The sequence below is a fragment of the Actinoallomurus sp. NPDC052308 genome, from assembly GCF_040679195.1.
In the GTDB taxonomy this organism is placed as follows: domain Bacteria; phylum Actinomycetota; class Actinomycetes; order Streptosporangiales; family Streptosporangiaceae; genus Actinoallomurus; species Actinoallomurus liliacearum.
This window is the reverse complement of sequence record NZ_JBFAUM010000023.1, coordinates 37,639-61,004: the sequence shown is the minus strand read 5'-3', so window position 1 is coordinate 61,004 and position 23,366 is coordinate 37,639. Positions and strand designations below refer to the sequence as shown.

The following is a 23,366-nucleotide window of genomic DNA, read 5'->3' as shown; positions in this document are numbered from 1 at the left end:
GGGAGCGCATGCGTCGGCCTTCGAGGCCGGCCGTGAGACAGCGGATCGGAAGAAGGCCGAGATGGTCCCGGCCTCAGGAGGCCGGGTGGCGGTGGCGCCGGTAGTGGCGCGCGGCGCGAGCCCGGTTGCCGCAGGCCGCGGAGCACCATTCGCGGCGCGGGTGGTCCTTGCGGAAGTACAGGACGCAGCCGGGGGCCAGGCAGGCGCGTAGCCGCAGCCGGTCGGGCCGGCCGAACAGGTCGACGGCCTCCTCGGCGATGGCCGAGACCGCCGCGTCGGCCGCCCGCCCGTCGGCGTGGGTGAGGCGGCCCGGTGCCTCGCCGGGCGTCCACGTCAGCGCCGACCACCGTGGTACGGCGCGGGCGGCCTCGTTGACCACGGCGACGGCGGCCCCCAGCTCCCGGATCGGAGCGGCCGCCGCCGGTCGCGGATCGCCGGTGGCCTCGGCCGCGAGCCGCCGCAGGGCGTCGCGCAGTCCGAGCAGCCGCCGGGCCAGGTGGTCGAGGTCCTCCTTCGACAGGGCGTCGAGGTCGGACGCGGTCATCGGCTCGATGCGGGGGAGGACGGCCCGCAGCCACGCCTCGGCGCCGGCCGGCCCGTCGAGCGCGTCGTGCACGCCGCCGCGGTCGCCCCACACCGTGTTCATCAACTCGATGGGCAGCGGTTCGCCGAGCAGCGGCGCGCTCGTGTCCATGGCCGCACCCTAACGCACCTCTAACGGTTGCCAGCGGCTGCTTCCGTTCGAAAACCCGCACTCCGCCTACCGCTCCCGACAAGGCCGCGGTCGAGCTCGTCGTCCGGCGCAGGGCCGCCTGCCCTGGCCGAGGCGGACGTACGGCCGGTCAGGAGTCGAAGCCGACGCCCAGGTGGTCCAGGGTGCGCAGCCACAGGTTGCGGCGGCCCTGGTGCTGGTCGGCGCGGGCGAGCGACCAGCGGGTGAGCTGGATGACGCCGTAGCGGAGCGGCTCCGGTGGGAACGGCACGGGCCGGGAGCGCACCATCTCGAGCCGGGTGCGCTCGGTGTCCGCCCCGGACAGCAGGTCGAGCATGACGTCGGCCCCGAACCGCGTGGCTCCGACGCCGAGGCCGGTGTAGCCGGCCGCGTACGCCAGCCGGCCGCCGTACGCCGTGCCGTAGAAGGCGCAGAAGCGGCTGCACGTGTCGATCATGCCGCCCCAGGCGTGGCTGAAGCGCACCCCTTCCAGCTGCGGGAACGTCGCGAAGAAGTGCCGGGCGAGCGTCGCGAACGTCTGCGGGCGGCGTTCCAGCGCCGACGAGACCCCACCGCCGAAGTGGTAGATGGCGTCGTAGCCGCCCCACAGGATCCGGCCGTCCGCGGTGAGCCGGTAGTAGTGGAACCGGTTCCCGCCGTCGCCGACTCCCTGGCGGTTGCGCCAGCCGATCGACGCGAGCCGGTCGGCGGACAGCGGCTCGGTGACCAGCGCGTAGTCGTAGACCGGAACGGCGAAGTGCCGCAGGCGACGCAGCGGCCCCGCGAACGCGCCGGTGCCGACCGCGACCCTCGCCGCGTCGACGGAGCCGTACGGGGTGCGCAGCCGCAGCCGGCCGTGCTGCTCGGCCTCGACCGCGTCGACGGGCGTGCGCTCGTACAGCCGGACACCGGCCGCGAGGCAGGCCCGCCGCAGTCCCCAGGCGAGCTTGGCCGGGTGCACCATCGCGACGCCGTCCCGGTCCCACAGCCCGCCCTTGTAGGTGGGCGACGCGATCTCCGCCTGGACGGCGTCGGCGTCCAGGAGTTCGGCGGGCCGGCCGAGGGCCGCGGACTCCTCGGCCAGCGTCCGCAGATCGGCGAGCTGCCAGTCCTCCGTCGCGACGTTCAGCTCACCGGTGCGCTCGAAGTCGCAGTCGATGCCGTGGCGCCGCACCGTGTCCTCGATTCCGTCGAGGTTCTCCCGGCCGAGCCGCTCGAGCACGGGCATCTCCGCACGCCAGCGGGCCAGGCCGTTGCCGAGCCCATGGGTGAGGCTCGCCGCGCAGAACCCGCCGTTACGGCCGGACGCGGCGCCGCCGGCCACGTCCGCCTCGACGATGACGACGTCCAGGGACGGATCGCGCTCCTTGGCGCGCAGCGCCGTCCACAGGCCGGTGTAGCCCGCGCCGACCACGGCCAGATCGCAGGAGGTCGAGCCGACCAGGGCCGGCGCGGGTTCGGGCGCCGCCGGGTCCGTCAGCCAGTACGGAGTGGGCTCGGCCTCGGCCAGGGCCGCCAGGACGTTCATCGCCGGATCACCGCCGCCTGCGGGCGAGCACCGCGTTGCCCACCGCGAGGAGGACGCCCGCCAGGAAGATCAACGTCCCCATGACGTTGACCTGCGGCGGAAGCCCCTGTTTCTGCGCACCCCAGATCCACAGCGGGAACGTCAGGGTGGAACCGCTGTTGAAGCTCGTGATGATGAAGTCGTCGATGGACAGGGCGAACGCCAGCAGCCCGCCGGCCAGCACCGCGGGAAAGATCATGGGCAGAGTGACGAGCCGGAACGTCGTCCAGCCGCTCGCTCCCAGGTCGCGTGCCGCCTCCTCCACGAACGGGTCGAGGGTGAGCACCCGCGCCCGTACGGTGACCGCCACGAACGACAGCGAGAACATGATGTGCGAGACGAGGATCGTCAGGTAGCCCCGGCCCACGCCCGACTGGACGAAGAACGACAGCAGGGACGCGCCCATCACGGTCTCCGGGGCGGAGATCGCCGCGAACTGCACGAGATTCAGCGCGCCCTGGCCGCGGAACCGGTAACGCCCCAGGGCCAGGCCGATCAGCGTGCCGAGGACCGTCGCGCCGAGCGCGGCCAGGATCGCGATCGTCAGCGAGTTCACCAGCGCCGTGGTCAGGTCCGGAACCGCGAACAGCTTCCCGTACCACTTGACCGTGAAGCCCTGCCACGTCAGGTTGAGACGCCCCTTGGCGTCGTTGAACCCGAACGCGATCATCACGGCGATCGGCAGGCACAGCCAGGCGACGATCGCGCAGGTGTAGGCGTACAGGATTTGGTCGCCCCAGCGGCCCCGGCCCCGCCGTGCGCGGACCGTTGGCCCGGCCTCAGCCTCCGTCACGGTTGCGCTCATCGGGCCGCCACCTCCAATACGTCCTCGGTGCCCAGCGCCCGCGCGTACGCGAAGATCCCGAGCAGCAGGATGGCCATCAGCGCGAACGACAGCGCCGCCGCCTGGGGGTAGTCGTTGTTCACCAGATAGAGGTTCTGGATGACGTTGCCGATCATCGTGTTGTTCGTGCCGCCCAGCACCGTCGCGTTGACGTAGTCGGCGCTGACCGGGACGAACGTCATCAGCACGCCCGCGAACACCCCCGGCACCGACAGCGGCAGCACCACGCGCAGGAACGCCTGCGCCCGGCCGGCGTACAGGTCCTGCGCCGCCTCGATCAGCCGCGGGTCCACCCGCTCCAGCGCGACGTAGATCGGCAACACCATGAACGGCAGGTAGTTGTAGGTCAGGCCGGCCACGACGGCGAAGCCGGTGGCGAGCACGTGGAAGTCCTGCGGCAGCAGCCCGGCGTGCTTCAGCGGGCCCAGGACGATGCCGTCGTCGGCCAGCAGGAACTTCCAGGAGAACGTCCGCAGCACGAACGACACGAAGAACGGCAGCAGCATCAGGAACAGGTACGTCGACTTCCGCGTACCGCCGCGGAAGGCGATCCAGTACGCGGCCGGGTAGGCGAGCAGGACGCACGCCGCCGTCGCGAGCAGGCCGTACACGAGGGAGCGGACCAGCTGGTCGGCGTAGGCCGACAGGCTGTCGGTGTAGTTCTGCCAGTGCCAGGTGAGCTGGAAGCCGTTCACGACGTCGCCCTGCATCAGCGAGAACGACAGCATGACGACCATCGGCAGCACGAAGAAGATCGCGAGCCAGAGCCCGCCGGGCAGGACGAGCAGGTACGGCGCGAGGCGTCTGCGCATCGGTCACCCCGCCGTGATCTGCTGGAACACCGTGTTGTACTGCTGTTCCTCCGCCGTCGTCATCTTCCGGTAGTGCCGGAGCCGGGCGTAGTCGGCGTCAGAGGGGAAGATCAGCGGGCTGGCCGCCAGCGTCTGGAGCGTCTTCTGCCGCGCGCCGGTGGCCTTGGCGGCCTCGGCCGCGAGAACGTCCTTGGCGCCCGGGACCGGCGTCACGTAGCTGACGATCTCGGCGAGCTGGGCGGCGACATCCGGCCGGTAGAAGTAGTCCATCAGCGTGATGGCGTCGACCGGGTTCTCGGCGGTCTTCGGGATCGTCAGGTTGTCGGTCCAAATCGTGCCGCCCTCCTGCGGGATGACGAACTTCAGGTTCGACTTCTCCGACAGGTTCTGCTGGAAGATGTCGCCGGAGTAGGCCATGGACAGCCAGATGTCGCCGCGGGTGAGCGCGTCGATGTAGTCCTGGTCGAAGTACTTGCGGACGATCCCCTGGGCCTTCTGCTCCTGCAGCTTGGCGCCGGCCTTCTTCCAGTCGTCCGGCGTGGACTTCTCCGGGTTCACGCCGACCGCCATCATCCCGAAGTTGCCGATCTCCTGGATGTCGGACAGCATCCCGACCTTGCCCTTGAACTTCGGGTCCCACAGGTCGGCGAGGCTGGTGATCTCGCGGCCGGTCTTCGTCGGGTCGTAGGCGATTCCGGTGATCCCGGTCTGGTACGGGACGCTGTAGACGTTGCCGGGATCGAAGGACTCGTTCTTGTACGCGGCGCCGGCGTTCTTGGTGAAGTTCGGCAGCTTCGCGTGGTCCAGCGGTACGAGGTAGCCGAGCTCGGTGAGCTTGGTGAACGACACTCCGTTGGTGATGACCATCAGGTCGTACCCGATCGACTGATTCGCCTGCAGCTGCGGCTGGATCTTGCCGAACCACGACGGGTCGTCCTGGATGACCTCGCGGTAGGTCACCGCGATGCCGGTCTCCTTGGTGAACTGCTTCAGCGGGGTACGGCCCTTGTCCATGTACAGCGGCCAGTTGGCGAAGTTCACGTGGCCGTGCTTGGTCTTGCCGTTCCAGTACTTCTGGACGTCGCTCTGCTTGGCCGGGGCCGCCTTCTGGCCCTTGACGCCGCACGCGGCGAGGCCGAGGCCGGCGCCGGCCAGGCCGAACAGCCGCAACGCGTCGCGCCGGCTCCGGGTCATGCCGCGTAGGAACGCCGGGTCGATGTCGTTCATTCTGTTCCGATCGCGTAGGAGTGGCGGGGCTCCCAGGAGAGCCAGACGGTGTCCCCGGACACGGCGACGTCGTCCGCGGAAGAGGCGTTCTGCAGGAAGACCACGACCTCGGCGCCGGTGGACGTGCGGACCGTGTAGTTCGTGAACGTGCCGAGGTAGACGACCTCGGTCACGGTGCCGCGCAGCGCGCAGACCTCCCCGTCGGGGGGATGCAGCCCGATGGCGATCTTCTCGGGCCGTACGGTCAGTTCGACGGTGCCGCCGGCCGCGGGCTTCGCGTGCGGCACGAGGATCCGCTCGCCGGGGCCCGGCTCGATGACCGCGGTGTCGCCGTCGGTGCCGGCGACGGTGCCGGACAGGACGTTCGAGGTGCCGATGAATCCGGCGACGAACGCGGTGGCGGGCCGTTCGTAGACCTGCCGGGGCGGGCCGAGCTGCTCGATGACGCCCTCGTTCATGACCGCGATGCGGTCCGACATCGTCAGCGCCTCGCCCTGGTCGTGGGTGACATAGACGAAGGTGATGCCGACCTCACGCTGGATGCGCTTGAGCTCGACCTGCATCGCCTGACGGAGCTTGAGGTCCAGCGCGCCGAGCGGCTCGTCCAGGAGCAACGCCCGAGGGCGGTTGACCAGCGCACGTGCCAGCGCGACCCGCTGCTGCTGGCCGCCGGACAGCTCGCGCGGCCGGCGTTTCTCCCGGCCCGTGAGGTCCACGATCTCCAGCATCTCCCCGACCCGGCGGGTCACCTCGTCCTTGGGGGTGTTCTTGCGGCGCAGCCCGAACGCGACGTTCTCGAACACGCTCATGTGCGGGAACAGCGCGTAGGACTGGAAGACCATGTTGATGTCACGGCGGTTCGGGGGCACGCCCACCACATCGCCGCCGTGCAGGATGATCTGTCCCTCGGTGGGCTCGTCGAACCCAGCGATCATGCGCATGGTCGTCGTCTTGCCGCACCCGGACGGGCCCAGCAGCGAGAAGAACTCGCCCCCGGCGATGGACAGGTCGACGCCCCGGACGGCGGTGACGGTCTCGCCGTGGGACTGAAAGCTCTTGACGACGCCGCGCAGTTCGATCGCGGCGATCTTCGCGGCGGCCCCGGCCTCGGTCTCTCGCAGCTCGGTCATTCGCCGGCTCCGATGTAGCTCATGACGTGCTTGATCCGCGTGTAGTCCTCGAAGCCGTACATCGACAGGTCCTTGCCGTAGCCGGAGTGTTTGAAGCCGCCGTGCGGCATCTCGGAGACGAACGGGATGTGGGTGTTGATCCAGACCGCGCCGAAGTCGAGCCGCTTGGACATGCGCATCGCCCGGCCGTGGTCGCGGGTCCACACGCTGGCGGCCAACCCGTAGGGCACGCCGTTCGCCATGTTCACCGCCTCGTCCTCGTCGGCGACGCGCTGCACCGTGATGACCGGGCCGAAGATCTCGCTCTGCACCATCTCGTCGTCCTGGCCGAGGCCGGTGACGACGGTGGGGGCGTAGAAGTAGCCGCGGTCGCCGACGCGCTCGCCGCCGGTCACGACCTCGGCGTGCGCGGGCGCCCGTTCGAGGAACCGGGTGACGCGGTCGAGCTGGTTCGCGTTGTTCAGCGGGCCGTAGAAGGCGTCCTCGTCGCTCGGCGGGCCGACCTTCGTGGCCTTCGCCCGCTCGGCGAGCGCGGCGACGAGGTCGTCGTAGACGCCGGGGGTGGCCAGCACGCGGGTGGCCGCGGTGCAGTCCTGGCCGGCGTTGAAGTATCCGGCCTCGGCGATGCCCTGGGCGGTCTTCGCGACGTCGGCGTCGTCGAAGACGAGCACCGGCGCCTTGCCGCCGAGTTCGAGGTGGACCTTCTTCAGGGAGCCGGCGGCCTGCCGGGCGACCTGCATGCCGGCCCGTACCGAGCCGGTGACCGAGATCATCTGGGGGATCGGATGGCCGACCAGCTCACGCCCCGTGTCCCGGTCGCCGCAGATCACGTTGAGCACGCCGGGCGGCAGGAACTCCGCGGCGATCTCGGCGAGCATGAGGGTGGTGACGGGCGTGGTGTCGGACGGTTTGAGCACGACCGTGTTGCCGGCCGCCAGCGCCGGCGCGATCTTCCAGGTCGCCATGACCATCGGGTAGTTCCACGGCGTGACCTGGGCGCAGACGCCGATCGGCTCGCGGCGGATCATTGAGGTGTGGTCGGTCATGTACTCCCCGGCCGACCGTCCCTCCAGCAGCCGGGCGCAGCCGGCGAAGAACCGGAACTCGTCGACCATGGGGCCGACCTCCTCGTCCCGGGTGAGCTGCAGCGGCTTGCCGGTGTTGCGGCACTCGGCCTGGACGAGGTCCTCGGCCCGGGCCTCGATGGCGTCGGCCATCCGTAGGAGCGCCAGACTTCGCTCACCCGGCGTGGCATCGCGCCACTCCTCGAACGCCGCCGCGGCGGCGGTCATGGCGGCGTCGACGTCCGCGGGCCCCGACAACGGCGCCTGGGCGTACGGCTCCCCGGTGCTGGGATCGATCACATCGGACGTGCGGCCGTCCTTGGCATCGACGTGCTCGCCGCCCACGAAGTTCCGCAAGATCACGGTCGGCCTCCGGGCTGTACAGGCTGTGATGTGCCGACCATGACAGAACAAATCTCCCAAAACAAGCGATTCCGTTGTTACGATCAGATTGCACGACGAAATCCTTGACTTACGGGCCTGATCTGCCACGATGTCGCAGCAAGGAGGCCGCGATGACCGACGATCAAGGACCCCCCGCACGGCCGGTGGGTAACGGACGGCGCACGGGCAACAACCATCTCGACGAGACGTCCAAGAAGCTGATCGAGCTGCTCCAGGCGGACGGCCGCAGCTCGTACGCCGCGCTGGGCAAGGCGGTGGGGCTGTCCGAGGCGGCCGTGCGGCAGCGCGTCCAGCGGCTGCTGGAATCGGGCGTGATGCAGATCGTCGCGGTCACCGACCCGCTCTCGCTCGGCTTCTTCCGGCAGGCCATGATCGGCGTCCGATGCGAGGGTGACCTGGAGACCGTCGCCGACGCGCTCGCCGACTTCGACGAGATCGACTACGTCGTGATCACCGCCGGGTCCTTCGACCTGCTGGTCGAGATCGTGTGCGAGAGCGACGACCACCTCCTCCACGTCCTCGGCCGGATCCGGGCGGTGCCCGGGGTCGCCGGCACCGAGAGCTTCGTCTACCTCAAGCTCCGCAAGCAGACCTACGCGTGGGGAACCCGCTGAGAGAAGGCAGACTCATGAACCTCCAGGACGCCGCCAAGCGCCATCTGTGGATGCACTTCACCCGGTTGTCGTCCTACAAGGACGCCGACGTGCCCGTCATCGTGCGCGGGGAGGGCGCCTACGTCTACGACGACAAGGGCCGACGCTACCTCGACGGGCTGTCGGGCCTGTTCGTCTCCCAGCTCGGGCACGGTCGCCGCGAGCTCGCCGACGCCGCGGGCGCTCAGGCCGGGGAGCTGGCGTACTTCCCGCTGTGGTCCTACGCCCACCCGAGTGCGATCGAGCTGGCCGAGCGGCTCGCCGCTCTGGCCCCCGGCGACCTGAACCGCGTCTTCTTCACGGCCAGCGGCTCGGAGGCCGTCGAGTCGGCGTGGAAGCTGGCCCGCAACTACTTCAAGCTGGTCGGGCAGCACGGCCGCTACAAGGTGATCAGCCGCGACATCGCCTACCACGGCACCTCCATGGGCGCGTTGTCGATCACCGGCCTGGCGCCGATCAAGCACCCGTTCGAGCCGCTGGTGCCGGGCTCGGTCCGCGTGCCCAACACCAACTTCTACCGCGCGCCCGAGTACGGCGACTCCCCGCAGCGGTTCGGGCAGTGGGCGGCCGACGAGATCGAGCGGGCCATCCTGCGGGAGGGCCCCGAGTCGGTGGCCGCCGTCTTCCTCGAGCCGGTGCAGAACGCGGGCGGCTGCTTCCCGCCGCCCCCCGGCTACTTCGAGCGGGTCCGCGCGATCTGCGACAAGTACGGCGTGCTCCTGGTCTCCGACGAGGTGATCTGCGCGTTCGGGCGGCTCGGCCACTACTTCGGCTCCGAGCGGTACGGCTACCAGCCCGACATCATCACCTTCGCCAAGGGCGTCACCTCCGGCTACTCGCCGCTGGGCGGCATGATGGTCAGCGACCGCCTCGTCGAGCCGTTCGCCGACGGCCCGGACACCTTCCTGCACGGCATCACCTTCGCCGGGCACCCCGTCTCCACCGCGGTCGCCCTCGCCAACCTCGACCTGTTCGAGAAGGAGAGGGTCCTCCAGCACGTCCGGGGCAACGAGGCCGCCTTCCGCGCCACGCTGGAGAAGCTGACCGACCTGCCGATCGTGGGAGAGATCCGCGGGGCGGGCTACTTCTACGGCATCGAGCTCGTCAAGGACAAGGACACCCGCGAGACCTTCGACGCCGCCGAGTCCGAGTGGCTGCTGCGGGGCTTCCTGTCCTCCGCGCTGTTCGACGCCGGCCTGATCTGCCGGGCCGACGACCGCGGCGACCCGGTGATCCAGCTGGCCCCGCCGCTCATCTGCGGCCAGGAGCACTTCGACGAGATCGAACGCATCCTGCGCGAGGCGCTGACCGAGGCCTGGTCCCGGCTCTGCGACCGGGCCTGAGCGGCCTGAGCACCGACAGGATCCGAACGACCTATCCGGGGGTCAGCCGGAATACGCCAGAAAGGGGCCGCCCTCAGTGAGCGGGGCGCGGCGAGGATGCCAGTGACCTCGGCGATGGCTTCGCCGATCACGCGCTCGCCGCCGTGGTGGCCTTCTCGTCATGCTCGCGCAGCATCCGCATGACGGTGGCAGGCAAGGGGTGCTGGCCCTTTTCGTGCCGGTGGTGATGATGAGCTTCCTGGCGATGTCGCGCAGGCTCATCTCTTGGTCGCACAGGTGGAGGGCCATGGACAGCATGTCGTCGTCGGTGACGCCGGCGCCGCCGATGGTCTTGTCGCGCTTGAGAGGACTTCTGCGAACGCGGGTCAGGGCTGGTCGCCCACGAGAGCGATTGCGCGCGTCTCGGGAACTCCCAGCATCAGCAGGCTCGTGATCGTCGCTGCTCGGGCGCCGAGGGTCCCGTTCGACAGGTCGCTGTCCGCGATGGCGAACACGACGCCGTAGGCAACCTGGCTCAGAATGCCTGCCGGCAGGTGCTGTGCGAACACGTCGCTGTCCTGGCCCCGTTTCACGAGGTCGGCGAGGAGCTCATCGACTGGCCCGAGCAGACCGTGGATCGCCTCGCCGTACTCGCCGCGGCGCAGCGCCAGCAGCACTCGGTACCGGTGCGTCACCGGCCAGACGCGGGCGATGAATTCGACCCATGTCGCGTCCGCTTCTGCGTCGGAGGCGTTGACCTCGGTGAGCACGGCCGTCATCTCGGTGACGGCCCGTTCCGTGAGTGTCCGAACCAGGTCGAGCCGCGAGGGGAAATGGCCATAGACGGTGCGACGGACGACGCCGGCAGCGGAGGCGATGTCGCCCATTCCGGCGTCGGGGTTGTCTCCAAGCACGTCGAGGGCGACGTCGAGGATGCGATCGCGTGTCTCGTTCATCGAGCGCACACGGGAGGACTCGGTGGGCACAACACCATTGTTGCACATCAGTGTGCAATGAATCACACTGCACATCAGTGTGCAGGGAAGTAGGCTGCACACCAGTGTGCAACGGAGAGTTGCGCTGCGCTTCGAAGCTCAGGAGAAGAGAAGAAGGCAATGACCGCACCGACGCCGCCGATCTCGACCCTCGTCCGCCCGTTCACCGTCTCGATCCCGGATTCGGAGATCGACGACGTGAAGCAGCGACTGGCCAGAACCCGATGGCCGGATCCGGAAACGGTGGGCGACTGGTCGCAAGGGGTTCGCGTAGAGAACGCCAGATCTCTGGTCGACTACTGGGAGCGCGGCTACGACTGGCGGCGCTTCGAGTCCGAGCTTAATCGCTTCCCCCAATTCCTGACCGAGATTGATGGGCTAGACATCCACTTCATCCACGTCAGGTCCAAGAATCCCAACGCGATGCCGCTGATACTCACGCACGGATGGCCGGGCTCGATCGTCGAGTTCCTGAAGCTGATCGGCCCGCTGATCGATCCGGTTTCGTTCGGAGGAGACGCCGCCGATTCATTCGACGTCGTCGTCCCGTCGCTCCCCGGGTTCGGGTTCTCCCAGAAGCCCACGGAGACCGGGTGGACTGTATCGCGCATCGCAAGCGCGTGGGTGGAGCTGATGAAGCGTCTCGGCTACACGAGATGGGCCGCGCAAGGCGGCGATTGGGGTGCCGTCGTCACCACCGCCCTCGGAGCCATGCAACCTGAGGGGCTTCTCGGAATTCATCTGAACACCCAGTACGCCTTTCCCGCACAGATACCCGACACCTTGTCGCCCGAACAGCGCTACGCCGTGGAGACCCTCGCCCTCTACACCGGCGATCTCGGTGGGTCGAACCACCTTCAGGGCACGAAGCCGGAGACTGTCGGATTCGCCCTGGCGGACTCTCCCGCTGGTCAGGCAGCCTGGATCTACGAGAAGTTCCAGTCCAAGACCGACAACCGTGGGCTCGCCGAGGACGCCCTCAGCATGGACGACATGCTCGACGCGATATCCCTCTACTGGTTCACCAACAGCGCAGCGTCGTCCGGCCGCATCTACTGGGAGAACAAATCGCTCACTTTCGCCGGCCCGAAGCTGACGCTTCCGGTCGCGGTGACCGTCTTCCCGAGGGACATCCCACGCCTGCCACGAAGCTGGATCGAAGACACCTACAGCAATCTGATCCACTACGGCGAGGCCGACAAGGGCGGGCACTTCGCGGCCTTGGAACAGCCCGAGATCCTGGTCAGCGAAATCCGCACCGGCCTGCGCACCCTTCGTTCCTGACTTCCGGCCGCATCCCTATCCGAGGCGATCGCCTCGGTCAGCGGCTCTCGGCTATGGGTCGCCGGCCGCCGAGGCCTCAGGCCTGGTGCCCGTGACCCCGGCGAGGATGGTCTCGACCAGGGCGTCCAGGTAGTCGGCGGCGTTCGCGCGGGCGGCGTCGCGCATGCCGGCGGGCGTGACGGTGGCGTGCATCATGGCGGCGCCGAAGAGCATGTCCATCAGAATGGTCGGGCTCGTGCCCTCGGGCAGTTCGCCGCGGGCGACGGCGCCCCGCACCAGTCGCCGTGCGGCTAGGACGGTCGGGCTGCCCTCCCGGTGCGGGGTGCCGAAGACCTCCGGGTGCACGGAGGAGTCCACGATCCGGCGCATGTAGGCGAGGCCGGCGTCGCTCCACAGCAGGAGGAGCATCTGCTCGGCGAGGCGGCGCAGGTCGGCTCGCAGATCGCCGGTGTCGATGTGGGTGTCCAGGACGATCCGCGCCTTCAGCGCGTCGACGAGCAGAGCCTCCTTGTCGGGCCAGCGCAGGTAGAGCGAGGCCTTCCCGACGCGGGCCTCGCGGGCGACGGCGCCGAGGCTCACCGCTTCCAGACCGCCTCGGGCGTACAGCGCGATGACGGCGTCGAAGACCCGGTCCTCGAAATCGGGGTCACGCGGCCGGCCGCGGACGGACGCGGTGCTCTCAGCCATGGCCCCGCCCCTCGTCTCGTGCCGCCTTGTACGCGGCGTCGCGCAGGGACATACTCCCATCGTATTTTCAGACCGGTAGAGTCTATTATCAGCGCCGGGGCAACAGCTCCGACTGGGAGTCACCATGACCGCTTCCCCCGCCCACCGCCCGCTCGACGGCTTCCGGGTCCTGGACTTCACCCAGAACGTGGCCGGTCCGCTGGCCGGCACCGTGCTCGCCGACCTCGGCGCCGAGGTCATCAAGGTCGAGGCACCCGGCGGCGAGGCCGCCCGCCGGATCACCTCGAGCCGCCCCGGCCTCGAGCACGTGGCGCCGTACTTCCTGCCCAACAACCGCGGCAAGAAGTCCGTCGTGATCGACCTCAAGTCCGAGGAGGGACTGCGGCAGGCGCTGGCTCTGGCCGACACCGCCGACGTCGTCCTGGACGGCTTCCGGCCCGGGGTGATGGACCGGCTCGGCCTGGGCCCCGAGACCTTGCGGGCCCGCAACCCCCGGCTGGTCTACGCGGCGCTGTCCGGATACGGCGGTTACGGCCCGGTGGGGCGGCGGCCCTGCATCGACATGATGATCCAGGCCGAGTCGGGTCTGGTGACCGGCCTCCGGTCCGGCGACGGCACGCCCGAGTTCGTGCGCTCCACGATCGTCGACGCGGCCACCGGGCACGTCCTGGCTCAGGCCGTCCTCGCCGCCCTGCTGAACCGTGAGCGGCACGGCGTCGCGGACGTCGTACGCGTCGCCATGTACGACGTGGCGTGCAGTCTGCAGTCCAACAGCCTCACCATGGCGGCCAACACCGCTTCGAACACCCCCAGGCCCACCGACGGCCGGAGCCCGTTCGCGACCGAACCCAGCGGCGCCTTCCGGTGCGGCGACGGCAATTACCTCGTGCTGGCCGCGTATGTGCCCAAGCACTGGAAGAAGCTGACCGAGGTGCTCGGCCGCCCCGATCTGCCGGCCGATCCCCGGTTCGCCGACCAGCGGCAACGCGGCCTCCATCGGCGAGAACTCACCGCCGAGTTGACCGCGGCGCTCCGCGCGCATGCCGCCGCCGAGTGGGTGGAGATCTTCGAACGGGCCGGGCTGATGGCCACGCGCGTACAAACATGGAGGGAGGTGGTCAGTTCGCCGCAATTCGCCGAGAATCAGCTCGCCGTCACGGTCACCGACGGCGAACGCACCGAGACCGTCATCCGCACCCCGGCCCGCTACGACGGCTTCACCCCGGCCGGCACCACGCCGACCCCGGCCCTGGGCCGGCACAACGACGAACTCCTCCCGCCGAGCGGTGCGGCGTGACCTCCTAAGCTGGCGGCCGTGGACGACACCGCGAACGACGACCTGGACGTGGCCGCCTTCACGACGGCGATCGAGGATTTCAACCGCTTCTACATCCGGCTGCCCACGCTGGAGAAGCTGCCGTTCACGACCCTGTCGGTGCTGGACACCCTCGCGTACGGCGACAGCCCGATGCGGCTGACCGACCTGGCCAGGACCGAGCAGATCACCCAGCCCGGCGTCACCCAGCTGGTCACCCGGCTCGAGCGGGAGGGGCTGGTCGAGCGCCGCCCCGACCCGGGCGACGGCCGCGTCGTCCTCGTGCACATCACCGAGGCGGGCCGGCGGATCTGCCGGTCCCGCCACGCCGACCGGACCGGCCACCTGATCCCGCTGGTCGCCCGGCTGGCCCCCGAGGAGCGGCAGGCGATCGCCGAGGCGCTGCCCGCCCTGATCCGCCTGGCCGAGCTCGGCCGTGACCGGGGGCGTGCCGCACGGTGACCCCGGCCCTGCGCGGGCCGCCCTGCCCCACCTCGTCGTGGCCGTTTCTCTAGCATGACCGGGTGACGACTGCCGATGAGAACATCCGCCCGTACCGCATCGACATTCCCCAGGTCGACCTGGACGACCTGCACGCGCGCCTGGACCGCACCCGCTGGCCGGACGAGCTGCCCGGCGTCGGCTGGGCCTATGGCGTACCGGGGGAGTACCTGCGCGAGCTCGTACGGTACTGGCGGAACGAGTTCGACTGGCGGGCCGCCGAGGCACGGCTGAACGCCTGGCCGCAGTTCACCACCACCATCGATGGGGCGACCATCCACTTCGCCCACGTCCGCTCCCCGGAGCCGGACGCCGTCCCGCTGGTCATCACGCACGGCTGGCCGGGATCGATCGCGGAGTTCACCGAGATCGCCGGCCCGCTGTCGGACCCGCGAGCGCACGGCGGCGACCCGGCCGACGCTTTCCACCTCGTCATCCCCGGCATCCCCGGGTTCGGTCTGTCCGGGCCGACGCGCCAGACGGGCTGGGAGTTCAAGCGGATCGCGGCCGCGTTCGCCGAGCTGATGCGCCGCCTCGGCTACCGGCGCTACGGCGCGCAGGGCGGTGACTGGGGCGCGGTCGTCTCCCGCGAACTCGGCCGGACCCGCCCCGAGGAGATCATCGGCGTCCACCTGAACCTGCTGCCCGGCGGGGCCGCCACCGAAGAGCCCGACGAGCGGGCCGCGCTGTCCCCGGCCGAACGCGACCGCGCCATGGCCTCGTGGCGGCGCACCCAGGCGTGGGAGCGGGAGAGCATCGGGTACGCGGCGATCCAGTCGACGCGTCCCCAGACCCTCGCCTACGCCCTGACCGACTCCCCGGTCGGCCAGCTGGCCTGGATCGTGGAGAAGTTCAAGGAGTGGACGGACTCCCGGGACCGGCCCGAGGACGCCGTGGACCGCGACCAGCTGCTGACCAACGTGATGCTGTACTGGCTGACCGGGACCGCCGGATCCTCCGCCCGGATCTACTACGAGCGGGCGCACGCGGACTACTGGGGCCGGCCGCCCGAGCCGTCGACCGCGCCGACCGCCCTGGCCGTCTTCCCCCACGACAACTTCATCCCGCTGCGGCACATCGCCGAACGGACGAACACCATCGTGCGCTGGACGGAGTACGACCGGGGCGGGCACTTCGCCGCGATGGAACAGCCCGACCTGCTGGTCGGCGACATCCGCGCGTTCTTCCGGACCCTCCGTCCGGCGAACGGTCGCCCGTGAGCCCGCCCGCTCCGGTCGCTCGCGGCGGGGCTCATGCCAGGCGCTTGTAGAAGAAACTGCAGTCGCGCAGCGCGCCCGACGGGTCGACCGCGTAGTCCGGGACGATGCCGTACCGCGTCCAGCCGGCCGCGACGTAGAGGCTCTCGGCGACACTGCCGGTCTCGGTGTCCAGGAGCAGGAGCGTCGCGCCGAGCGCGGCGGCCGACCGCTCGGCGGTCGTCAGCAGCGCCCGGCCCAGCCCCCGGCCCCGCGCGGCGCGGTGGACCATCAGCTTGACGACCTCGGCGCGGTGCCGGCCGTTGGGCTTTCGCTCAACGGCGAGGCTGACGGTCCCCTCGAGGCCCTGCGGACCGCGGCAGGCCCAGACGAGCAGATTCCCGTCGGCCACGGCCGGGGTGCGGGCCCGCCAGAAGTCGAGCGCGGCGCCACGCTCGAACGGGTCCACGAAGCCGAGGGAGTGACCGCCGGCGACGGCGTCCAGCAGGAGCTCGGCCAGGTCCGGCACGTGGGCGGTGAACTCGGCGGCGGACAGGCGGATGATGGTCCGCGTCGGGCGCGCTCCTTCACCGTCCGGCGGCGGGGGAGAGGGGGAGGACGTCACGGTAGGACCACCAGGAGGGCGTAGCGGACCGACTCGGTGCCGAGGCAGCGGAACCGCGACCGGCCCCACAACCGGAACCGCAGGCAGTCGCCTTCGCGCAGCTCGTACGTGTGACCGTTCGCGCCGACCTCCAGGCCTCCGTCGAGCACCCAGATGTGCTGCTCCAGGCCGGGAACCGGCGGTCCGTCGTAGGAGATGTCCGCGCCCGGGCGCAGCAGCCCCTCGATGGCCTCGCCGCGCAGGCCGGGGTGCGGGGGCGACACCGACCGCCGGGTGAAACCCGACTCCTCGTCCCGCCACACGGTCTGCTCACCGGCGCGTACGAGCTGGGGAGGGTCGGCCTCGACCTCGGCGAGGAGGCGTGACATCGTCCGCTCGTACGCGGCGCACAGCCTGCCGAGCAGGGCGGCGGTGGGACTGATCTCGCCCCGCTCCAACCGGGACAGGGTCGATCGGCTCACCCCCGTCCGCCGTGCCAGCTCCTCCAGCGACCAGCCGCCCTCGACGCGCAGCTCCGCCAGCCGGGCCGCCAGCCGGGCGTCCACTCCGCCCGGCCCGGCCTCCTCCACCGAGTCCTGTCCCATATTCGGGATGATATCCCATATTCGGGATCGCGCGCCTAGGTGTGGATCGCGGTGAAGGCCAGGAGGAGTTCGGCGGTCCGCGTCGGGTCCTCCAGTATCGGCGTGTGTCCGACGCCGGACAGCATCTCGACTCTCGCGTCCGGAACGGCGCGGTAGTCGGCGGCGGACGATGGCCGCCATCGACGGTCCTGGTCACCGAAGATCACCTGCAGTGGTTTGCCGAGGACGGCCAGCCGCTCCGGGAGCACTCGCTGCCTCAGGTAGTCGCGGGGGGCCTGCATCGCCGCGGCGAACGCGTGGTAGGGCATGGCGCGCACCTCGTCCACGAACTCTTGCGGGAACTGGAAGCCCTCGCGGCTGAAGGCGGTGCTCCCGAACTGGCGGATCTGCTCATCGGTCGGAGGCCACTGCGAGGGTCCGATGGCGGCGGTCTCCGTCGCGATGAGGGCGTCCATGCCGGGTCCGGTGTTGATGAGCACGAGCGCGGTCACCAGGTCGGGTCGCTGCTCGGCGAGGGCGGTGGCGACCAGGCCTCCGGCGGAATGGCCGACGATCACGGCGTGCTCGACGCCGAGCCGGTCCAGCGCCGCGCCGACCCGGCGTCCCTGCTCGGGGGGCCCGTAGCCGCCGCCGGCCGGTGCGGCCGACCGGCCGCACCCGAGCAGGTCGATCCGGATGACGCGATGGGACTCGGTCAGCAACGGGACCAGCGAGTCCCACGAGCGGGTCGACGCGGCGGAGCCGTGGACGAGGAGCAGTGGCGGGGCGTCGCGGGGGCCGTCCTGGCACACGTACATGTCGCCGTCGTCCAGGGGCAGGATCGAACCCTCGGTGGCCTCGGCGCCGCCGTTCACGTGCGGTTTCCCGTCAGGAATGGTCATGAGCCGACTGTCGCCGCCGGCGCACGTCGGCGTCTTGAACGAATGTTCCGCTCCGCTTGAGCCCGGACCTGCCGGTGGCCGCGCCGCGACCGGCCACGACGCCCGGCCGGAATTCGTGATTCGGCCCACCTGTAAAACACGGGATACCGCACTGAATCGGGCGGCATGCGTTCCACCGGCGTCGTTGAATTCGTCGAAACCGTCGACATTCGCCACAGCCGAGGCGTTCGGCCACCGGGCGCGTACACAGAGTGGACGGATGGGGAACGCCGTTGACTTGACAAGGACCATGAAGTCATTAACCCTGTCGGACGAGGCCCGGTGCCTCGTTGTTCGTAATTCCGAGCAGACGGGCCTCGACGGTCGAGGCCCGTTGAGGTATCAACGAAAGCGACTCGTGCGTGCCTGAAATCAACACGACAGAAGAGACGGTCTTCGACCGCCTGGGCGATCGACCGCAGGTCGCGGCGCTGATCGACTGGACGCTTCTGAAACTCGACAAGCAGTCGGATTCGATCCATCTGTCGTTCACCGCCACTGAGGCTTTCACGAATCCCGCCGGAACCGTTCATGGCGGATTCATCGTGGCCATGCTCGACGAATGCATGGGCTCGGCCATTGTGGGGCTCACCGACGCGCGATTCCTGCCCATGACCATTTCGATGTCCACGGACTTCATCAAGCCGGTTCTGGTGGGAACGGTCTTCGGTGAAGGCCACATCACCTCAATGGGCAATAGTTCCGCTTTCCTCGAGGCACGGCTTTCGGACGGGGCCGGCCGCACACTGGCCCGAGCGATCGGCACCTACCGCCTGTCGCCCTTCCCGCACGGCCCGAACTACGACGCCGGACCGCACTAGCGGCCCGGAGTCCCGCAAACCTCACCTTTCTCGCCCGCCCCAGCGAGTCCCCCGAAGGATGGAACGCCGCGCATGAGCAATTTCGACGAACTGCTGACCGCGACCGAGCGAGAGTTCAAGAGCGAGATCGAGAACAACCCGTTGATCGAACTCGTCCTCGGCGGCGAAATGAAGCGTGAGCACTACATCGGCTATCTGCGCGAGACGTACCACATGGTCCGGCACACCTCCCGGATGCTGTCGCTGGCAGGGGCCCGCCTCGGCGACGACTACCGCGGGCTGCGGGACTGGTTCTTCGAGCAGGCCCGCGAGGAGAACAACCATGACCTTTTCTGCGTCAAGGACCTGAAGAACCTCGGTGAGGACGTCGACCGGGTCCTGTCCGTCCCGCCGATGCCCGGCTCCTGGGCCCTGGTCGCGCAGAACTACTACATGGCGACCTACGGAAGCCCGCTGGGCATCCTCGGGGTGGCGAGCCTGACCGAAGGGCTCGGCGCGGGCCTGGGCAAGGTGGTCGCGGACACGCTCAAGCAGCAGTACGGCCTGGAACGCGGCCAGGTGACCTTCATCAAGAGCCACGCCGGGCTCGACGCCCGGCACATCGAGGACGTCAAGCAGGCCGTCGACGGCCTGCTGGTCAGGGACTCCGACCTCGACGAGGTCGTCCAGGGCAGGCGGATGACGATCCACTACTACGGCCAGATGTTCCGCGACGTGCTGAGCGCCGCCTGTTAGATGATCACGTACGACGGTCTTCACCTGGAAGACGACGCGATCCTCGCCAACCACGACGTGACGTCCCCGATCACCCTGGTGGCCGCCCCCGAGGATGAGACGGTCCTGCGGGAGGTGCGCAAGTACCGGACCCACGAGATCGAGGACGTGCACGAGCACGACGAGTACCGGGAGTTCCTGGAGAAGGCGCTCAAGCCGCTCGGGCTCTACAGCGCGGACTTCCTGCCGAGCAGTGCGTCGAGCTGTTACAAGGTGACCTTCCGCGACGAGGCGGTGGCCATCTTCCGACTGACCCCGGTCGCCCCGGACTCGGTCTTCCACCGGACGATCCCCGGGGCGTCCGGCAAGAAGATCCTCCAGGTCAACAACGTCGCGGTGGAGCAGACCTACCAGGGCGACCTCCTGCTGGGCGTCATCCTGAAGAACTGCGCGCTGCTGTCGCACGCGAAGGGCTTCGACTTCGTCGCCGGCCTCGTCCGGCACGAGGTCCTTCCGCTGTTCGTCGACTTCGGCACGCTCCCGGTCCGCCACGAGCCGCTGCACCTGCTGGGGGATTCGGCGATCTGCGACTACGTCACCTACTTCAGGACGGACCGCAGGGAGCACATCGACTACGCCCTCGCCCGCAGCTACCACTACTTCCACCGGAAGGTCACGATGAAGAGGATCGCCGCCGACGTGAAACGGTCGGCCCTGCGCGCGACGGACGAGTTCGGGAGCGTGTGAGGTGCCCGCCACGGATCGGGTCGGCGACGCCCGGGACACCGGCACGGCCGCCGGCGCGAACGCGCGACCGGCGCCGGCCCGCCTCATGCAGATGGTCCTGCACGCCATGGCCGCCAAGTCCGTCTACGCGGCGGCCGAGCTGGGCCTGGCCGACCTGCTCGGCGAACGGTCGCGGACCACGGCCGAGCTGGCCGAGCTGACCGGCGCGCACGGGCCCTCCCTACGGCGGCTGCTGCTGGCCCTGGCCGGGCTGGGACTGGTGACCCAGACCGGCATGGACCGGTTCGAGCTCACCGAGTTCGGGCGGCCACTGCGCAAGGACGCTCCGAACTCCATCCGCGACCTCGTGCGGATGATGTGCGGCCCGGCGGTGTGGCGGAGCTGGGACGAGCTGGTCCCCAGCGTGCGCACCGGAGAGCCGGCCTGGGACCTGGCGCACGGCGTCAGCTGGCTCGAGTACTACGCGCGTGAGCCCGAGGAGGCGGTGACGTTCAACCGGGCCATGGCCGAGCACACCCGGGACACCGCGCCCGGCGTCCTCGCCGCCGCCGACCTGTCCCGGTTCGGCACCGTCGTCGACGTCGGCGGCGGCGACGGCACCCTGATCTCCCACGTCCTGCGGGCCCATCCCGGTGTACGGGGCGTGGTGTTCGACGTGCCGACCGGCCTGGGCGCCACGGCCACGACGCTGGCGGCCGCCGGCGTCGCGTCGCGGTGCCAGGTGGTGAGCGGCGACTTCTTCGTCTCGGTGCCCGCCGGCGCCGACGCGTACCTGCTCAAGCAGATCCTCCACGACTGGGACGACGAGCGCGCCACGGCGATCCTCCGCACCGTCCGCGCCGCGGTTCCGCCCGGCGGCCACCTGTTCGTGATCGAGCGGGCCGTTCCCGAGCAGGTCACCCCGGGCGACCCCGCCGAGACCCGTGACCTCCTGCTGGACCTGCACATGCTCGTCGCCACGGGCGGGCGGGAGCGCACCGAGCGGGAGTTCGGGCGGCTGCTGGAGGCCGCCGGGTTCGAGATCGCCCGGCTGACCGCCCTGCCCCGCTTCGACTTCCGGGTGATCGAAGCCACCCCGGCCTGAGAGTAGGAGGCATCGACCCTTGACGCTCCCGACCGACACCACGGTCCCGACGGACACCACGGTCCTGGACGGCGCGACGATCCTGGCGAACGCCCGCGCGGTCGCCTCGGTCCTGCGCGAAGAGGCCGAGGCGAGCGAACGCGGCCGCCGGCTCACGCCGCGCGCGGTGGAGGCACTGCGCTCGACGGGCGTGTTCCGCATGGCGATGCCGCGGGCGTGGGCCGGGCCGGAGGTCGACATCCGCACCCAGACCGAGATCATCGAGGAGCTGTCGGCGGCCGACGGCGCGGCCGGCTGGTGCGCCATGATCGGCTCGGACGGCGGCTTCTACACGGCGCCGCTCGAGGACGCCGTCGCCCGCGGGCTCTACCCCGACCTCGACATGATCACCGCGGGCTGGATCGTGCCGGCCGGGCGGCTGCACCGAGTGGCCGGCGGCTACCGGCTGGAGGGCCGCTGGCAGTTCGGGAGCGGCTGCGCGCACGCCGACGTCATCATCGGCGGCGCGCTGGTGTTCGAGGACGGCGCGCCGGTGCTGACGGAAGGCCGGCCGGAGGTACGCGTCGCGATGCTGCCGGCCGGGGAGTTCGAGATCCTCGACACCTGGCACACCACCGGGCTGGCGGGCAGCGGCAGCCACGACTACACGACCGAAGGCGCTTTCGTCCCGGCCGAGCAGACCTTCCGGTTCGGTGACCTTCGCCGCCGCCCGCGCGCAGGGACCCTCTACGCCTGGCCGGGCATGTTCTTCGCCAACCTGCCCGGGGTGCCGCTGGGCATCGCCCGCGCCGCGCTGCGCTCCGCCGAGCAGATCCTCGCCGACAAGATGCTCGTTCCGGAGATGCGCCCGGCGCGCGAGGACCCGCGGGTGCGCACCGGCATCGCGCAGGTCCACGCGATGGTCGGCGCGGCCCGCAGCTACCAGTACGACGTCCTCGGCGAGCTGTGGGCGACCCTGGAGACCGGCGGTGAACCGTCCCTGCGCCTGCGGGCGGCACTGGTCGGCGCGCACATGCACACGATCCGGACCTGTCGCGACGCCGTGCGGCTCCTGGCCGACGTCGTGGGCAGCGCCTCGATCTACCGGCGCTGCCCGATCGAGCGTCACCAGCGTGACCTGACGACGATCGCCCAGCACCTCATGGGTCAGCCCAAGATCCTGGAGATGGCGGGCGCGCTGTGGCTGGGCGTGGACAAGGTCCTGACCAGGCACCCGCTGTCGGCCGAAGGACTGATCTGACCGTGATGGCGGACGACCTCGCAGTGGTGAGCAGGTCACCCCGCCGTGTGCGCGAGGATGGCGGCGGCCAGTTCCTCGTGCGCCTCCGGCGGCAGCGTGTGCCCCATGCCCGCCACGGTCATCAGCCGCGCGGCCGGAATCCGCTCGGCGATGATCGCGCCATGACCAGGCTTGGCCGGCTCGTGGCTGCCCTCGATGACCAGTGTGGGCGCCTTCACCTGGTGCAGCACGCCCACCGGCTCGAAGTCCGGCTTGGCCATCGCGGCCAGCCGGTGGTTGGCCACCGCCGACAGGTCACGGGCCCGGTCGTAGATCCGCTCCTGCAGCCGGCGCGCCGCGTCCTCGTCGAACGGCAGCCCGGTGCCGTGCAGCAGACGCTGCTCGGCGATCATCCCGTCGATCAGCGCGCGCCGGCCCTCCGGTGGCGGAGCGGCCATCAGCGCGCGGTAGAAGGCCACGAACTCCGGCGTCGGCTCGGGCAGGCTCCCCTCGGGCTGCGGCTGCCCCATCAGGGCCCGCACGAGCACCTCGCCCTCACCGCCGCCGAGCGGCGAGGAGGCGATGACGGTCAGCGAGCGCACCCGCTCCGGCCGCTCCACGGCGACGAACTGGCCGAGTAGCCCGCCCGCCGAGTGGCCGACCAGGTGCGCGCTCTCCAATCCGTGGGCGTCCATCACGCGGTACACGTCGTTCTTGATGTCGTCCCAGGTGTACGGCTCCGCCGCGAAGTCGACGGTGCCCGACATTCCGGTGTCACGGTGGTCGTACCGGATCACCCGACGGCCTCCGGCGGTCAGGCGGCCGACGAACTCGTCCGGCCACAGAATGCCCTGCGACATCGAGCCCATGATCAACAGGATCGGCGCGTCCGTCTCGGCGCCGAACTCCTCACTCCAGATGGTCACGTTCTGCATGTC

At 70.1% G+C, this 23,366-nt stretch carries 24 protein-coding genes; 11 read left to right on the top strand and 13 right to left on the bottom strand.

Annotated features, from left to right (window positions below; translation table 11 throughout):
- Positions 1-73: 73 nt before the first annotated feature.
- The 7 genes from AB0L00_RS35390 to AB0L00_RS35360 form a co-directional block, all read right to left on the bottom strand.
- Positions 74-694 carry an ABATE domain-containing protein gene (locus tag AB0L00_RS35390; protein WP_364441642.1) on the bottom strand — a complete coding sequence of 207 codons (621 nt, stop codon included), beginning with the start codon at positions 692-694 and terminating at the stop codon, positions 74-76.
- A gap of 148 nt (positions 695-842) precedes the next feature.
- Positions 843-2,240, bottom strand: a complete 1,398-nt coding sequence (locus tag AB0L00_RS35385) for an FAD-dependent oxidoreductase (protein WP_364441641.1) — start codon at positions 2,238-2,240, stop codon at positions 843-845.
- Positions 2,241-2,247: 7 nt separating this feature from the next.
- Positions 2,248-3,084 carry an ABC transporter permease gene (locus tag AB0L00_RS35380; protein ID WP_364441639.1) on the bottom strand — a complete coding sequence of 279 codons (837 nt, stop codon included), beginning with the start codon at positions 3,082-3,084 and terminating at the stop codon, positions 2,248-2,250.
- Positions 3,081-3,935: an ABC transporter permease gene (locus tag AB0L00_RS35375; RefSeq protein WP_364441637.1), complete on the bottom strand. Its 855-nt coding sequence runs from the start codon at positions 3,933-3,935 to the stop codon at positions 3,081-3,083. Before AB0L00_RS35375 ends, AB0L00_RS35380 begins: the two co-directional genes overlap by 4 nt.
- Positions 3,936-3,938: 3 nt before the next feature.
- Positions 3,939-5,162, bottom strand: coding sequence for a spermidine/putrescine ABC transporter substrate-binding protein (locus tag AB0L00_RS35370; protein WP_364441635.1), 1,224 nt, complete (start codon positions 5,160-5,162; stop codon positions 3,939-3,941).
- Positions 5,159-6,292 carry an ABC transporter ATP-binding protein gene (locus tag AB0L00_RS35365; RefSeq protein ID WP_364441634.1) on the bottom strand — a complete coding sequence of 378 codons (1,134 nt, stop codon included), beginning with the start codon at positions 6,290-6,292 and terminating at the stop codon, positions 5,159-5,161. Before AB0L00_RS35365 ends, AB0L00_RS35370 begins: the two co-directional genes overlap by 4 nt.
- Complete coding sequence (locus tag AB0L00_RS35360) at positions 6,289-7,719, bottom strand: gamma-aminobutyraldehyde dehydrogenase (protein WP_364441633.1); 1,431 nt, start codon at positions 7,717-7,719, stop codon at positions 6,289-6,291. The genes AB0L00_RS35365 and AB0L00_RS35360 overlap by 4 nt, the downstream gene beginning before the upstream one ends.
- A 152-nt stretch (positions 7,720-7,871) precedes the next feature.
- Between AB0L00_RS35360 and AB0L00_RS35355 the strand changes: the two genes are divergently transcribed.
- Together AB0L00_RS35355 and AB0L00_RS35350 are read left to right on the top strand one after the other, a co-directional pair.
- Positions 7,872-8,375 carry an Lrp/AsnC family transcriptional regulator gene (locus AB0L00_RS35355; protein ID WP_364441632.1) on the top strand — a complete coding sequence of 168 codons (504 nt, stop codon included), beginning with the start codon at positions 7,872-7,874 and terminating at the stop codon, positions 8,373-8,375.
- Positions 8,376-8,389: 14 nt separating this feature from the next.
- Entirely contained in the window at positions 8,390-9,757 is a 1,368-nt protein-coding gene (locus AB0L00_RS35350; RefSeq protein WP_364441631.1) for an aspartate aminotransferase family protein, read from the top strand.
- Positions 9,758-10,122: 365 nt separating this feature from the next.
- On the opposite strand, the gene AB0L00_RS35345 is transcribed toward AB0L00_RS35350, so the two are convergent.
- Positions 10,123-10,722, bottom strand: a complete 600-nt coding sequence (locus AB0L00_RS35345) for a TetR/AcrR family transcriptional regulator (protein WP_364441630.1) — start codon at positions 10,720-10,722, stop codon at positions 10,123-10,125.
- Positions 10,723-10,851: 129 nt separating this feature from the next.
- On the opposite strand from AB0L00_RS35345, the gene AB0L00_RS35340 reads away from it, so the two are divergent.
- Entirely contained in the window at positions 10,852-12,015 is a 1,164-nt protein-coding gene (locus AB0L00_RS35340) for an epoxide hydrolase family protein (RefSeq protein WP_364441629.1), read from the top strand.
- Between the two features lie 51 nt (positions 12,016-12,066).
- On the opposite strand, the gene AB0L00_RS35335 is transcribed toward AB0L00_RS35340, so the two are convergent.
- Positions 12,067-12,702, bottom strand: a complete 636-nt coding sequence (locus AB0L00_RS35335) for a TetR/AcrR family transcriptional regulator (protein WP_364441627.1) — start codon at positions 12,700-12,702, stop codon at positions 12,067-12,069.
- Positions 12,703-12,826: 124 nt separating this feature from the next.
- Between AB0L00_RS35335 and AB0L00_RS35330 the strand changes: the two genes are divergently transcribed.
- The 3 genes from AB0L00_RS35330 (at position 12,827) to AB0L00_RS35320 (ending at position 15,738) form a co-directional block, all read left to right on the top strand.
- On the top strand, positions 12,827-13,999 hold the full coding sequence (locus tag AB0L00_RS35330) for a CoA transferase (RefSeq protein ID WP_364441626.1): 1,173 nt from the start codon (positions 12,827-12,829) through the stop codon (positions 13,997-13,999).
- Between the two features lie 18 nt (positions 14,000-14,017).
- A complete protein-coding gene (locus tag AB0L00_RS35325) occupies positions 14,018-14,479 on the top strand; it encodes a MarR family transcriptional regulator (RefSeq protein ID WP_364441624.1) in 462 nt (153 codons plus the stop codon).
- 62 nt (positions 14,480-14,541) lie between these two features.
- Positions 14,542-15,738 (top strand): epoxide hydrolase family protein, encoded by a 1,197-nt coding sequence (locus AB0L00_RS35320; RefSeq protein WP_364441622.1) that lies wholly within the window; start codon positions 14,542-14,544, stop codon positions 15,736-15,738.
- A 31-nt stretch (positions 15,739-15,769) separates the two neighbouring features.
- On the opposite strand, the gene AB0L00_RS35315 is transcribed toward AB0L00_RS35320, so the two are convergent.
- From AB0L00_RS35315 to AB0L00_RS35305, 3 genes are read right to left on the bottom strand one after another with little or no spacing between them, the layout of a single operon-like run.
- Entirely contained in the window at positions 15,770-16,339 is a 570-nt protein-coding gene (locus tag AB0L00_RS35315; RefSeq protein WP_364441621.1) for a GNAT family N-acetyltransferase, read from the bottom strand.
- Positions 16,336-16,923, bottom strand: a complete 588-nt coding sequence (locus tag AB0L00_RS35310; protein ID WP_364441619.1) for an XRE family transcriptional regulator — start codon at positions 16,921-16,923, stop codon at positions 16,336-16,338. The genes AB0L00_RS35315 and AB0L00_RS35310 overlap by 4 nt, the downstream gene beginning before the upstream one ends.
- 35 nt (positions 16,924-16,958) lie before the next feature.
- Positions 16,959-17,804: an alpha/beta hydrolase gene (locus tag AB0L00_RS35305; RefSeq protein WP_364441617.1), complete on the bottom strand. Its 846-nt coding sequence runs from the start codon at positions 17,802-17,804 to the stop codon at positions 16,959-16,961.
- A gap of 401 nt (positions 17,805-18,205) precedes the next feature.
- Here AB0L00_RS35305 and AB0L00_RS35300 point away from each other — a divergent pair, with 401 nt between their 5' ends.
- The 5 genes from AB0L00_RS35300 to AB0L00_RS35280 all read left to right on the top strand — a co-directional run bounded on the left by AB0L00_RS35300 (position 18,206) and on the right by AB0L00_RS35280 (position 22,449).
- Positions 18,206-18,664: a PaaI family thioesterase gene (locus tag AB0L00_RS35300; protein WP_364441616.1), complete on the top strand. Its 459-nt coding sequence runs from the start codon at positions 18,206-18,208 to the stop codon at positions 18,662-18,664.
- 72 nt (positions 18,665-18,736) lie between these two features.
- On the top strand, positions 18,737-19,399 hold the full coding sequence (locus tag AB0L00_RS35295; RefSeq protein WP_364441614.1) for an iron-containing redox enzyme family protein: 663 nt from the start codon (positions 18,737-18,739) through the stop codon (positions 19,397-19,399).
- Positions 19,400-20,125, top strand: a complete 726-nt coding sequence (locus AB0L00_RS35290; protein ID WP_364441613.1) for a hypothetical protein — start codon at positions 19,400-19,402, stop codon at positions 20,123-20,125.
- 1 nt (position 20,126) lies between these two features.
- Positions 20,127-21,209: a methyltransferase gene (locus AB0L00_RS35285; protein WP_364441612.1), complete on the top strand. Its 1,083-nt coding sequence runs from the start codon at positions 20,127-20,129 to the stop codon at positions 21,207-21,209.
- A gap of 19 nt (positions 21,210-21,228) precedes the next feature.
- Positions 21,229-22,449, top strand: coding sequence for an acyl-CoA dehydrogenase (locus AB0L00_RS35280; protein WP_364441611.1), 1,221 nt, complete (start codon positions 21,229-21,231; stop codon positions 22,447-22,449).
- A 35-nt stretch (positions 22,450-22,484) separates the two neighbouring features.
- On the opposite strand, the gene AB0L00_RS35275 is transcribed toward AB0L00_RS35280, so the two are convergent.
- The gene (locus AB0L00_RS35275) at positions 22,485-23,363 is read right to left on the bottom strand and encodes an alpha/beta fold hydrolase (RefSeq protein WP_364441610.1); all 879 of its coding nucleotides are present in this window, start codon (positions 23,361-23,363) and stop codon (positions 22,485-22,487) included.
- Positions 23,364-23,366: the final 3 nt, after the last annotated feature.